Genomic DNA, 12,876 nt, shown 5'->3' with positions numbered 1-12,876 from the left:
CAATGGCCTCGCCGGTCAGCGGTGTGCCCTCGACCGGTCCAGCGCCGCGACGCCCAGCGCCGCGAGCCCGATCTGGATGAGCCATTCGATCCAGTCGATGCCCTTGGTGTCGGCGACGTCGAAGGCGGCGGCGAGTGCCGAGCCGATCAATGCCGCCACGATGCCGACGACGATCGTCAGCAGAATGCCGATGCGCTGGCGGCCCGGGACGACGAGCCGTCCCAGCACACCGATGATGATGCCGATGACTATGGCACTGATGATGCCTGAGATCTCCATCTCCGCCCCTCTATGTCGGTTCCCTGCTGTTATCTAGTGCCCCCTGGAAGCCGAGGCAGTCCCGCTCCGGTGCCGCCCGCCTCGGATCGGGTTCCGCCGGGTTCCTGTTCGACGGTCGACTAGTCATGTACCGTTCAAAAATCTGTCGCGTGGTGGACGGCCACCCACCGTTCTACGCGCGCAGACTTGGCGCCCGCACCGCCTCTCCCCACCCCACTCGGAGGTTCGCCGGATGCTCGGACTCAGACGTTCCCGCCACAGAATCACCACGGCGCTGGCCGTGTTCGGACTCCTCGTCACGGGAGCCGCCGTCCAGACGGCCGGTGCCACGCCCGCACAGGCCGCCACCCCCCACCGCGTCCTGTTCGACAACGGCCACGCCGAGACGGCCGGCAACGCCGACTGGATCGTCTCCACCAGCCAGCCCGACCCGCTCGGCCAGGACTCCACCCCGTCCGCCGAGACGGACTGGACCGGCGCACTGTCCTCATGGGGCGTGGCCCTGCAGAAGACGGGCGACTACAGCCTCAAGACACTGCCCTCGGGGTCGAGCCTCACCTACGGAGGCTCCGCCGCGACCGACCTGAAGAACTTCGACGAACTGGTGCTGCCCGAGCCCAACACGCTGTTCACCACGGCGGAGAAGACCGCGATCATGACGTTCGTGCAGAACGGCGGCGGCCTGTTCATGATCTCCGACCACACGGGCGCCGACCGCAACAACGACGGCTACGACGCGGTCGAGATATTCAACGACCTGATGACCGCGAACAGCGTCGACAGCACCGACCCGTTCGGCTTCTCCGTCGACTCGCTGAGCATCGGCTCCGACTATCCGAGCGCCGTCGCCGACAGCACGAACGCCGTCCTGCACGGCTCGTTCGGCACCGTCACCAAGAGCCTGATCGCGAGCGGTACCACCGCGACGCTCAAACCCGCCGACAACCCCGCCGTCAAGGGCCTGCTCTACCGCACCGGTTACTCCGGCAACACCGGCGCGTTCTTCGCGACCAGCACCTTCGGCAGCGGCCGGGTCGCGTTCTGGGGCGACAGCTCGCCCATCGACGACGGCACCGGTCAGTCCGGCAACACGCTCTACGACGGCTGGAACGACTCCGGCGCCACCAACGCCGCGCTGGCCCTGAACGCCACCGAGTGGCTCGCCGGCGCGAGCGGCAGCGGGGGCGGGGGCGGCGGCACCTGCACGGCCGCCCAGCTGCTCGCCAACCCCGGCTTCGAGTCCGGCAGCACGTCCTGGAGCGCGAGCAGCGGTGTGATCACCACCGACACCGGCGAGGCCGCCCGCACCGGCTCGTACAAGGCGTGGCTGAACGGCTACGGCTCCGCGCACACCGACACCCTCTCCCAGTCGGTGACCATCCCGTCCGGCTGCTCGGCGACCCTCAGCTTCCACCTCCATGTGGACACGGCCGAGACGACCACCGGCACGGCGTACGACACCCTCAAGGCCCAGGTGCTGAACAGCGGCGGAACCGTGCTGTCGACCCTGGCCACGTACTCGAACCTGAACGCAGCCTCGGGATACACCCAGCGCACCTTCGCCCTCGGCACCGCCTACGCCGGGCAGACGGTCACGATCAAGTTCACCGGCACCGAAGGCTCCATGCTCCAGACGTCGTTCGTCATCGACGACACGGCCCTGAACGTGAGCTGATCCGCAGCGGACCAAAGGGCGGGCCCGCGGCACCGGGCCCGCCCTTCTCCTGCTCCTCCGCCTCTCGCGATCTTCCCGGCGCTTCCCGTCTAGGTCGCCGGGACCGTGGTCTCGGGTGTGTTCCAGCCCGAGACGCGGATCCGCGGAGCCGAGCCCCGCAGATCGGCCGTCCGATAGGTCACCGTGAGTGTCGTGGACTCTCCGGGCCACAGGCTGACCTGGTTGTCGGACCACTGGGCCGGCAGCACCGGCCTGCCCTCGGCGTCGACCAGGTGCGCGTCGGTGAGCAGCGAGGGGGTCTTCCCCGTCCCCGTGTTGCGCAGGGTGACCCTGGTCGTCGCGATGCCGTCGGGCCCGGTGTCCGTGGTCGCCGTCGCGGAGACCGGGACCTGCGCCATCGAGCCGAGGCCCCTGAGGTCCGCGTAGCTCGTGGTCGGCGTGTAGTACCAGTCGGTGCGGGCCCAGTCGAGGGTGTCCGGCTTCGTCGACAGCCAATAGACGTTGCGGCTGACCTCCTTGCCCCGGGAGTCGGTCAGGACCAGCCGGGCGAGATACGTCGGGGACAGCCCGCTCACCGAGGACGGCACCGTGAGAGCGGTGCTGCGCGCCCCGTCGCCGGCCACGTCCACACCGGTCGCCGTCCGGTTGTACTTCTGTGTGCCGTCGGTGTCGAAGAGCGTGACCCGGGCCGTCAGCCCGGAGACCGGCTCGTGCCGGTTGTTCACCACGACGACCGAGCGGTCGTCGTACGAGTACTGGACGTGCAGCGGCTCATTGGCCTTCTTCGCGCCGAAGTAGGCCCCGCCCTGGTCCAGATAACGGTCCATCAGCTGCCAGTGCAGTGAAGTCCACCCGCTGTTGAGCATCCAGTAGATGACGCCGGTCGAGGGCTTCGAGGCGTCCGTGGCGTTGCGCCCGTACGCCTCGAACTGGGCCCGCACGTTCTCGTACTGGGCGAGTTGCGCCTTGCGCACGTAGTCGGTCAGCCCGGTGGGGGCGCCGTAGCGTCCGGCCAGGGCGTTGTCGTAGATCTTCAGGGTGGCGAAGGTCGACGACGGTGAACGGTGGTACTGCTTGGCGCCCGGGTCCTTCCAGAGCGTGTCCAGTTCGGCGGGCGACATCATGCGGCGCAGGGTGTCCAGTGTGGGGATGTCGGGGCCCGCGCCGGTCTCGGAGTTGAAGCCGGTCGCGCCGCCCTCGCGCTTGGCGTACCAGTAGTTCGGCGGGATCCATTCGTAGGGCCCGGTCATCTTCATGCCCGAACTGCCGGTGACAGGGGCGGACTTGTCGCTGGCTGCGGGGACCACGGGCGTCGGCCAGTCGGCAGCGCGGAGCGCGTCCAGGTAGTTCTTCTCGATCGTGGCGTCCGGCGCGGCGTCGCTGCCGATGAGGAAGGAGATCACGCTGGGATGGGAGCGCAGCCGTGCGGCCTCGGCGGCCATCGACGCCTTGGCGACGGGATAGTCGGCGGCCGTCCAGGGCTCCCCGGCCTCGCCGCTGTTGACGTTGCCCTCCCACTTGGTGCAGCACTCCCAGCCGGGCAGCGTGAGGACGCCGTACTTGTCGGCCAGGTCGAAGAACTCGTCCGGCTCGATGTGCCCTTCCAGCCGGACCGTGTTGAGCCCCAGATCACGCACGTACTTCAACCGGTCCTCGACGTAGGTCCGGTCCCAGCGCAGGAACTCGTCCGGCGACCAGCCGCCGCCCTTGATCAGCAGTCTGCGGCCGTTGATGCTGTACTGCCGCGCCCCGTCGCGGTTCAGGGGAGCCTTGACCTCGCGGATGCCGAAGTCCTCGTGCGCGCGGTCGGAGCGCTCGCCCGCGACGGAGACGCTCAGATCGAGGCCGTACAGGGGCTGTCCGCCCATGCCGGCGGGCCACCACACCTTCGGTGCCTTCAGGTGCAGGCCGGGGGAGTCGGCCGGGGTGAAGGTGACCGTCCTCGTCTCGTGCGGGCCGAGCGGGACGGTCCGGGCGAAGACCGCGGGGCCGATGCTGCCGGAGACGGTGGCGGTCACGGCCTTGTCCGTCTCGTTGCGTGCCCGCGCCTTCACGGTCAGGTCCGCGGAGGCGAGCGAGGGCACGTCCAGATCGGTGACCACGTGCGCGTCGCGCAGTGCGACCGGTCCGCCGCGGCGGACCAGGACGTCCCGGACGATGCCCATGTTCTGGTCGGGCGGCGGTTGCAGCCAGTCGAGCCAGCCCATGGTGAGCATCTTGGTCGGGTCGTTGGGCTGGATCCGGAAGGCGACGGTGTTGGTGCCGGCCCGCACGAGCGAGGTGATGTCGAGCTCGTGGTGCGTGTACGCGCCCTTCACGTCGGAGGTCTTGGCGACCTGGTGGCCGTTGACGAACACGTCGGCCGCGGAGATCACGCCGCTGAAGTCCAGATAGCTGCGCTCGGAGGTGTCGTCGACCGTGAAGTCCGAGCGGTACCACCAGGGCACGGCGAAGTCGGACTTCGGGATCTTCTGGAGGTTCGTGGAGTGGAACGGATCGGCGTACTTCCCGTCGGCGAGCAGCGCCGCGAGCACCGTCGAGCGCGGGCCCGCGGGTACCCAGCCGCTCGCCGGATAGCCGGGGCTCGACACCTTCGCCGGTGAGTCGGTGACCTGGGCGCTCGACCGGATCGTGTAGCCGCCGAGTGCGGTGGTGCTGCCGGGGGCGGAGGCCACTTTCGTCACCGGGGACCGCTGCGCGGGGCGCACGGTCGCCGGCCCGTCGGCCTCGGCCACTGCGCACGTGGACAGGGCGCACAGGGCACACAGGGTGACAGTGGCCGTGGCGAGGCGCCGTCTTGCGGCACGGCGGTGGAACACGGTGGTCTCCTTGGGGGTGGGGGAGCATCCGCGCTGCGACACTGCGAGAGTCAGCTCAAGTTAGGAAACTTTACTAACTGCGCCCACAAGCTAGGCCGGTGAGTAATTCATGTCAATCACCGCGAGGTCCGGTGCCGTCCGGGCCGCGGAGTACGAGCCGGCGGACGGATCACCGCCGCCGGTACCGGTGAGTCCCCGTCAGCAGGGCGGCCACCTGGGGGAAATGCGCCTCCCGCGTCATGCGCATCGCCGCCGGGCAGTGGGCCCGATGGGGGGAAGGTGCCTCCACTGGGACGTGAGTCGCCGTCGGGAAGCGGGTCGGGAGCGAGCAAGGTGCCTGGCCCCGGACATGATGTGTTGCAAGGAGAGGTGGTCCGTAGGGGGGAAGCCCCGTCCCCCGGAGGTGAGGCTCCGTCTGGGAGCTCGCCACCGGGCGGAGCACTCGGAGGGACGATCCCGTTCAGGAGGCCGAGCGGCGCTCGAACACCACGTCGCGCGCGGTGCCCAATGCCGTCGCCACGGCCCCCAGCAGCACCGCGTCCTCGCCCAGCCGTCCGGGCACGATCCGCGGGCGCAGCGGTGTCAGCGTGCGCAGCGTCTCGCGTATGGGGCGCAGCAGCAGGTCGACGCTGTGGCCCACCCCGCCGCCCAGCACCACCAGATCGGGATCGAGCACCGCCGCCGCGGCCGCCACCGTGTGGGCGATCCGCTCGCCCTCCAGCCGGACCGCGTCGACCGCGGCGGGAGTGCCCGCGCGCGCCGCGTCGAAGACCGCCTTCGCGGTGAGCTGCCCGGTCATGCCGAAGTGCCTGGCGGCCTCGACCACGGCCACGCCGGACACCGCGTCCTCCAGCGTCTCCGGCTTCTGCCGGCCCGGCCAGGGCAGGAAGCCGATCTCCCCGGCCCCGCCGTGCGCCCCGGTGAACAGCCGCCCCTCGTTCACGACACCCATCCCGAGACCCGTCCCGATCATGATGTACGCGAACAGCCGGCTGCCCGCGCCGACCCCGTAGGTGTACTCGCCCAGGGCCGCGAGGTTGGCGTCGTTGTGCACCTCCAGCGGGATGCCCAGGTCCTCGCGCATCCGGTCGAACAGACCGGCGCGGCCCCACCCGGGCAGGTGCATCGCGTAGCGCACCCGCCGCTGCGTCGCGTCGTACACGCCGGGCGTGCCCATCACCGCGTGGGCCACCTCGTCCGCGCCGACGCCCGAGCCCGCGACGACCTGGTGGGCGGTGGCGACCACCAGGTCGGCCAGTGCGCCGGAGGTGCGGGCCCGGTTGCGTACGTCGGTCCGTGCGATCACGGTGCCGTCCAGGTCGGCGACCGCGACGCGCAGCCACCCGCGACCGATGTCGATGCCGAGGGCGTGACCGGCCGAGGGGTCCGGGGCGTAGAGGACGGCCACCCGGCCACGCTCGGGTGTGTGCGTGCCGACCTCGTGGACCAGGCCCGCCCCGGCGAGGGCCGCGAGCGCGCTGGAGACCGTCGGCTTCGACAGGCCGGTCTCGCGGGCGAGCTGGGCGCGTGAGGCGGCGCCGCCGGTACGCAGCCGGTCCAGCAGCAGTCGCTCGTTGGTACTGCGCAACCGCCTGCGGTTCCAAGGCTGTTCGGGCTGCTCTGCGACGTCACGGGCGGGCATCGCACCATTCTCACGCATGCGGGTCACCCTCTTGACGCATCTAGTAAGGCTCCTTAACTTTATCGCCCAGTCAGCCTTGCCGGGCGAGCCGGCGGGAGAGCCGGCGCCGGCCGGTGACCCGCCCGTCGATCCGCCTCTCGATCCGCCGTCCTTGATCCGCTCCGATCCGTCGGCCGCCGACGAGGAGGCCGCACCCGTCTCTCTCCCTCCGTGCCTCGTCCGAGGAGGACCCATGTCCGGTAGCCCCCCGCCGAGCGGCGGATTCGTCCGCCGCGTCGGCCTGTTCCAGGCCACGGCCATCAACATGAGCCAGATGTGCGGCATCGGGCCGTTCGTGACGATCCCTTTGATGGTCGCCGCGTTCGGCGGACCGCAGGCGGTCATCGGGTTCGTCGCCGGAGCACTGCTGGCCCTGGCGGACGGTCTCGTCTGGGCCGAGCTTGGCGCCTCGATGCCCGGCTCCGGCGGCAGTTACGTCTATCTGCGCCAGGCCTTCCAGTACCGCACGGGCCGCCTGATGCCCTTCCTGTTCGTGTGGACGGCGATGCTCTTCATCCCGCTGATCATGTCCACCGGCGTGGTCGGCTTCGTCCAGTACCTGGGCTATCTGGCCCCCGGCATGGGGCAGACCACGGGTGACCTCGTCGGTCTGTGCATCGTCGCGCTCGTCGTGCTCCTGCTGTGGCGGGGGATCGAGCACATCGCCAGGATCACCGCCGTCATGTGGGCCGTGATGATCATCTCGGTGGTCCTGGTGATCCTCGCCGCGGCCACCGACTTCAGCGCACACCTCGCGTTCACCTACCCGGCCCACGCCTTCGAACTGACCAGCAGTCACTTCTGGATCGGCTTCGCCGCGGGTCTGACCATCGGTATCTACGACTACCTGGGCTACAACACGACCGCCTACATGGGCGCCGAGATCAAGGACCCCGGCCGCGTCCTGCCCCGCTCGATCGTGTTCTCGATCCTCGGCATCATGGCGATCTACCTGCTGCTCCAGATCGGCACGCTGGGCGTCATCGACTGGCACCGGATGACCGACCCCTCGGACATCGCCTCCACGTCCGTGGCCTCGGCGGTGCTGGAGAAGACCTGGGGCAAGGGCGCCGCCGACACGGTCACCGTCCTCATCCTCGTCACGGCGTTCGCCTCGGTCTTCACCGGACTGCTCGGCGGCTCGCGCGTGCCCTACGACGCGGCCCGCGACGGCGTGTTCTTCCGCCCCTACGCCAAGCTGCACCCCAAGCACCGCTTCCCGATGCTCGGCCTCGCGACCATGGGCGTCGTCTCCGCGATCGGCTTCCTCATCGGCCGGCACACGGACCTGGCCACCCTCATCCAGTTGCTGACCACGGTCATGGTGATCGTCCAGGCGCTGGCCCAGGTGGTCGCCCTCTCGGTGCTGCGCAAGCGGCAGCCCGACCTGCACCGGCCGTACCGGATGTGGCTCTACCCGGTGCCGAGCTTCGTCGCCCTGGCGGGCTGGCTCACCATCTACGGCTACGCGGACAAGAACTCGCCGGGCCGCCACCCGATCGAATGGTCCCTGGCCTGGGTGGCGCTGGGCTGTGTCGCCTTCGTCGTCTGGGCGCGCCTGGAGAAGGTGTGGCCCTTCGGCCCGAAGGAGACCAGCGAGGAGTACCTGGCCGCGCCGGCGGCACCCGACGCGGAACCCGCCGGCGCGTGACCCACGGAGTGCCTGCCGTCGTGTCGCCAGGGTGCCCGTGGACGCGTGATGCACGGCGCGCCCGTCGGTGGGGGAAGCAGCGCGCACCCGTCGGGGGGTGAGGCAACGCGCGCCCGTCGGCGCGTGACGCACGGTGACCGTCGGAGCGGGAGCCCCGACGGTCACCGCCACCGCGGTGCCGGATCGGCAGGTCGCGGCCGGGCCGGAACCGGGCCGGGCCGGGCCGGTGTTCCGTGCGGCCGGACACGCGACGCTGCGGCGGCCGGAACCGGGCGTGGTGGGGTGCCGGAGGCGGATGGCAGACTGCGCGGATGATCGACGACCTTCCGGCCGGACTGACGGCGCGGCACCCTGTCGAAGAGGACCACGCGCGGGTGCTCGGGGTGCTGGACGCGTGGTGGGGCGGCCTGAAGGGACAGGCGGGTGCGCTCGAACGCGCGCTGCTGCTGCCGCGGTTGTACTTCCAGCACTTCACCACGACCGGGTTCCTGGTGGAAGGCGACGGCGGAGAGGTGGCCGCCTTCCTGGTCGGCTTCCTCTCGCAGACCGAGCCCGACGCCGCCTACGTGCACTTCGTCGGCGTCGACCCGCGCCTGCGCGGACAGGGCATCGGCCGCGTCCTGTACCGGGCCTTCTTCGCGCTCGCGGGGTCGCACGGCCGCCGCTACGTGCACTGCGTCACCAGCCCGCAGAACACCGCGTCGCGGGGCTTCCACACCCGGCTCGGCTTCACCGAGTCGGCCGTGAAGGCCGACTACGACGGCCCCGGACTCGACCGGGTGGCGTTCACCCTCGACCTCTCGGCGAGCCCGCTCTCTCGCGGGTGAGACTCGCGGGCCGCCTCCTCGGCCCCTGAGACCCGGGGCGCGTCGCGGACCGGATCAGGAGCTCGCGCTCCCGGAGGTGTCGCTCGCGTCGTGGCTCCAGGTCCTCAGGACGACCTCGCGCCCCTTGGCCTCCCGGACCACGGGCCGGTCGTTCGTCAGCGAGAAGCCGGCGGCCCTGGCGACGCGCTCGCTCGCCGTGTTCCCGTTCTCGATGCACAGCACCATGCGCCGCGGAGCGACCCGGCGTCCGGCGAAGTCCACCGCGAGACGCACCGCGCGGGTCGCGATGCCCCTGCCCCGGTGGGCGGGCCCCACCCCGTAGGCGAGTTCGAGGTCCCGCTCGTCGACCGCGTTGCGGAACAGCAGGATCTCGCCCTGCGCCGCCCCGCCGTCCGTAGTGATGGCGAGCTGCACCGTCCGCCCCTCGACACCCTTCTGCTCGGCGGCGGCCAGATAGGCGCTCGCGGCCACCGTGTCGAAAGGTGACGGGACCGGCGTCCACCGGTCGATCTCGGGATCGTCGTAGATCGCGACGAGGTCCGCCACGTCGTCGTCGGACCATTCGCGCAGCTGAAGCCCCAGCCCGTCGATCAGCAGCGGCCTGGGGAAGTCGAAGGCAGGTCGGTTGTCCATCGGGTGATCGTGCCGCGCCGGGCGGGGCGCGGCCAAGAGGCCTCGCGCGGCGCGGGTGCTCCGGGCCTCGCACACCGTGGTCAGGAGGGTGCCCGCAGGACGGGCGGATCAGGACGGAAGTTGACATGCAAGTGATTGCCTGCATAACGTTGAGTGTGCGATCAGAGAGTGACTCCGGAATGGATCAGGTCTTCAAGGCGCTGGCCGACGGGACCCGGCGGCGACTGCTCGACCGGCTCCACGAGCACAGCGGTCAGACGCTCGGCGAGCTGTGCGAGCACATCGACATGACCCGTCAGTCGGTGACGCAGCACCTCGCCGTCCTGGAGGCCGCCAACCTCGTCAGCACCGTGCGGCGGGGGCGGGAGAAGCTCCACTACCTCAATCCGGTGCCGCTCCACGACATCCAGGAGCGGTGGATCGACAAGTTCGAGCGCCCGCGCCTGCGCGCACTGAGCGCCCTCAGACGAAAGGCCGAGGAAGCCATGACCGACAAGCCCGACTTCGTGTACGTCATCTACATCCGGAGCACGCCGGAGAAGGTCTGGGACGCACTCACCGATGCCGACCTGACCGCCCGGTACTGGGGCCACAGCAACGTCTCGGACTGGCGGCCGGGATCCCGCTGGGAACACCGCCGCACCGACGGCTCCGGGGTCGCCGACGTGATCGGCACCGTCGTGGAGAGCGACCGCCCGACACGCCTCGTGACCACCTGGGCCGCGCCCGAGCGCGAGGGTGACGCGGACCGGTACTCCCAGGTCACCTTCGACATCCAGCCGCACGCCGACATCGTCCGGCTCACGGTGACCCACGAGGACCTCGCCGACGAGTCCGAGCTGCGCGATGCCGCCTCGGGCTGGGCGGCGGTGCTGTCCAACCTCAAGTCCCTGCTGGAGACCGGCAGTCCGCTGCCGCAGGAGCCGTGGCTGGTGCCAGGACGCTGACCGGGCGCGGACGCGGAGGGGCCGGCCCGCTCGGTGCGGGCCGGCCCGCGATCGTCCGTGGCCGACCTCCGTTCCTCTCCCGTCGCCGGGCCGTGTCCGGGAACGTGCCGTCGTCGGGTCATGCCCGAGAAGGTGCCGTCGCCCGGGTGGGCCCGGGACCGCGCAACTGCCGGGTCACGCCCTGGTGTTGGCCCTGGTAGTCGTCGCCGCGCACACGGCGCCCAGCACCACGGCCAGCGCGCCCATGATGATGCTGTTGATGACCACTCCGGCGTCCGGGCTGGTGCCGACCACCCACGGGGAGATGATCAGCCATGCGCCTATCGCGCAGATGGCCCAGCTCAGGCCGTACATCCTTTCCGGCATCATGGTGAACCCGAGGGCCAGCGCGGCTATCGCGATCCCCAGGATCAGATTGTGGGCCGCCAGCGCCGGCTGGTTCGTCGTGTAGTGGAGTATCCACGGGGACACCGCGCAGTACAGGCCGAGCAGGAACACCGGCCCGTCCACGAGCGCCACATCGCGACCGCCGAGTACGCGGTCGTACCGAGCCCGCATTTCGGATACGTCGGGGTGGCTGGTGATGTCACCCCTGGTATGCGAGACGTTGGCCATGACTCGTCTCCTTCGATCTCTCTCGAACTCCACGGCCCGACCGCGTCCGGTGCGCATGCGGTAAGTGCCGCTTACGCCCATTCTGCGCTTATTTTCTCTTTATGTGTAGAGCTCGCGGGTCTGGAGGGTCGTGAGTGATGTTCTCGGCCCCTCTGTGGAGGCCGGGGACTCGTTTCAGGGGGCGATGAGCAGGCGCGCGACGGCGCGTCGGGCCCGCGTGGGCGCCAGCGGATCGCGGTGCAGCTGGATCGACTGGTTCGCCGCCAGGGCCACGCCGTTGAGCTCGAAGGCGAGCTGCTCCACATCGGTGCGCTCGGGCAGTTCGCGGTTCGCGACCGCCGTGGTCAGCTCCGCCGTCACATACGCCGACCAGGTGTCGAGCGCGTCGAGCACGCGGTCGCGGACCGTGCCGGGGCGGCCGTCGAACTCGCCGGCCGCGGAGGTGAGGAAGCAGCCCCCGTGCCCTTCGTCCTGCGACATGTAGTCGATCCACTCGTCGAAGGCGCGCGTCAGCCGCTCCGTGCCGGGCCGTGCGCCGACGGCGCGGGCCGGAACCCGCAGCCGGAAGCGCTCCGTCGCGGCGTCCAGCACGGCGAGCTGGAGGCCCTCCTTGCTGCCGAAGTGACCGATCACGCCTGCCTTGCTCATCTCCAGCTCGGTCGCGAGGCGGCCGATGGTGAGGCCTTCGAGTCCTTCGGCGGAGGCCAGCGTCAAGGCGCTCTCGATGATCCGGTCACGGGTGGCGGCTGTCTCGGCGACGGACTTGCGCGGGCTCATGGGATCACTTTAACCTAACGACCGTTCGCTATTAGCTCACGAACGTTCGTTATCTAATTCTTGTCGCCCTCTGACGCCCGCGGCGTCCCGACGCCCTTCGTGCGACACCGCGTCCAAGGCGGCCGAAAGGACTCATCGTGAAGGTCCACCACCTGAACTGCGGCTCCATGCGGACGATCGACACCGCCCACGGGAGCCTGCCCGCGGTGTGCCACTGCCTGCTCGTCGAAACCGACCGCGACGGTCTCGTCCTGGTCGACACCGGCATCGGCACCGCCGACGTGGCGCGGCCAGAGGAGAACCTCGGCGCCGACTTCCTCGGCCGCGCCCAGCCGGTCCTGGACCCCGCCGAGACCGCTGTCCGCCAGGTCGCCGCGCTCGGCTTCCGCCCCGAGGACGTCCGGCACATCGTGCTCAGCCATCTCGACCTCGACCACGCGGGCGGCCTGCCCGACTTCCCCTGGGCGAAGGTCCACCTCTCCGAGGACGAACACCGGGCGGCCATGGCGGCGCCGGGCGCCCACCCCGAGGACCGTGTCCGCTACCGCCCTGCCCAGTGGGCCCATCGGCCGCACTGGGTGACGTACACGCAGACCTCGGGCGACCCCTGGTACGGATTCGACGCGGTGCGGCCGCTGGCCGGAGTGGACGCGGACATCCTGCTCGTGCCGCTCGGCGGACACACCCGCGGCCACTGCGCGATCGCCGTGCAGGACTCCGGCCGCCGGCTCCTGCACTGCGGCGACGCCTACTACTTCCACCGCGAGATCGACCCCGACGCCCCGCAGGGACACCCCGGCATGGACATCCTCCAGCAGATCACCGAGGTGGACCGGCCGCTGCGGCTCGCCAACCACGCCCGGCTGCGCGAACTGGTGCGGCTGCACGGCGACGAGGTCGACGTCTTCAGCGCCCACGATCCCTGGGAACTGGCCCGCTGCACGGGCTGACGGCGACGCCCGTCGCCCGGCT

Annotated in this window: 11 protein-coding genes; 5 read left to right on the top strand and 6 right to left on the bottom strand. The window is 70.5% G+C overall.

The window, feature by feature from the left end; translation table 11 throughout:
• Positions 1-15 precede the first annotated feature (15 nt).
• Complete coding sequence (locus ABEB03_RS42380) at positions 16-279, bottom strand: GlsB/YeaQ/YmgE family stress response membrane protein (protein ID WP_345658412.1); 264 nt, start codon at positions 277-279, stop codon at positions 16-18.
• A gap of 232 nt (positions 280-511) precedes the next feature.
• Here ABEB03_RS42380 and ABEB03_RS42375 point away from each other — a divergent pair, with 232 nt between their 5' ends.
• Positions 512-1,954, top strand: a complete 1,443-nt coding sequence (locus ABEB03_RS42375) for a hydrolase (protein WP_345658411.1) — start codon at positions 512-514, stop codon at positions 1,952-1,954.
• 89 nt (positions 1,955-2,043) lie between these two features.
• Here ABEB03_RS42375 and ABEB03_RS42370 read toward each other — a convergent pair whose 3' ends face one another.
• Positions 2,044-4,773 carry a glycoside hydrolase family 2 protein gene (locus tag ABEB03_RS42370; RefSeq protein WP_345658410.1) on the bottom strand — a complete coding sequence of 910 codons (2,730 nt, stop codon included), beginning with the start codon at positions 4,771-4,773 and terminating at the stop codon, positions 2,044-2,046.
• 460 nt (positions 4,774-5,233) lie between these two features.
• The gene (locus ABEB03_RS42365; protein ID WP_345658504.1) at positions 5,234-6,415 is read right to left on the bottom strand and encodes an ROK family protein; all 1,182 of its coding nucleotides are present in this window, start codon (positions 6,413-6,415) and stop codon (positions 5,234-5,236) included.
• Between the two features lie 232 nt (positions 6,416-6,647).
• Here ABEB03_RS42365 and ABEB03_RS42360 point away from each other — a divergent pair, with 232 nt between their 5' ends.
• Complete coding sequence (locus tag ABEB03_RS42360; protein WP_345658409.1) at positions 6,648-8,105, top strand: APC family permease; 1,458 nt, start codon at positions 6,648-6,650, stop codon at positions 8,103-8,105.
• Positions 8,106-8,416: 311 nt separating this feature from the next.
• Complete coding sequence (locus ABEB03_RS42355; RefSeq protein ID WP_345658408.1) at positions 8,417-8,932, top strand: GNAT family N-acetyltransferase; 516 nt, start codon at positions 8,417-8,419, stop codon at positions 8,930-8,932.
• A 54-nt stretch (positions 8,933-8,986) separates the two neighbouring features.
• On the opposite strand, the gene ABEB03_RS42350 is transcribed toward ABEB03_RS42355, so the two are convergent.
• The gene (locus ABEB03_RS42350) at positions 8,987-9,565 is read right to left on the bottom strand and encodes a GNAT family N-acetyltransferase (protein ID WP_345658407.1); all 579 of its coding nucleotides are present in this window, start codon (positions 9,563-9,565) and stop codon (positions 8,987-8,989) included.
• A gap of 179 nt (positions 9,566-9,744) precedes the next feature.
• Here ABEB03_RS42350 and ABEB03_RS42345 point away from each other — a divergent pair, with 179 nt between their 5' ends.
• Positions 9,745-10,512 (top strand): ArsR/SmtB family transcription factor, encoded by a 768-nt coding sequence (locus tag ABEB03_RS42345; RefSeq protein ID WP_345658406.1) that lies wholly within the window; start codon positions 9,745-9,747, stop codon positions 10,510-10,512.
• A 174-nt stretch (positions 10,513-10,686) separates the two neighbouring features.
• On the opposite strand, the gene ABEB03_RS42340 is transcribed toward ABEB03_RS42345, so the two are convergent.
• Both ABEB03_RS42340 and ABEB03_RS42335 read right to left on the bottom strand, forming a co-directional pair.
• Positions 10,687-11,127: an SPW repeat protein gene (locus ABEB03_RS42340; RefSeq protein WP_345658405.1), complete on the bottom strand. Its 441-nt coding sequence runs from the start codon at positions 11,125-11,127 to the stop codon at positions 10,687-10,689.
• 174 nt (positions 11,128-11,301) lie between these two features.
• Positions 11,302-11,904, bottom strand: a complete 603-nt coding sequence (locus ABEB03_RS42335; protein ID WP_345658404.1) for a TetR/AcrR family transcriptional regulator — start codon at positions 11,902-11,904, stop codon at positions 11,302-11,304.
• Positions 11,905-12,041: 137 nt separating this feature from the next.
• Between ABEB03_RS42335 and ABEB03_RS42330 the strand changes: the two genes are divergently transcribed.
• On the top strand, positions 12,042-12,854 hold the full coding sequence (locus ABEB03_RS42330; RefSeq protein ID WP_345658403.1) for an MBL fold metallo-hydrolase: 813 nt from the start codon (positions 12,042-12,044) through the stop codon (positions 12,852-12,854).
• The last annotated feature ends 22 nt before the right edge of the window (positions 12,855-12,876 follow it).

Source organism: Streptomyces siamensis (assembly GCF_039543605.1).
GTDB classification, from domain to species: Bacteria; Actinomycetota; Actinomycetes; order Streptomycetales; family Streptomycetaceae; genus Streptomyces; species Streptomyces siamensis.
The sequence above is the reverse complement of the archived record's forward strand: the minus strand, read 5'-3'. Positions and strand labels throughout refer to the sequence as shown.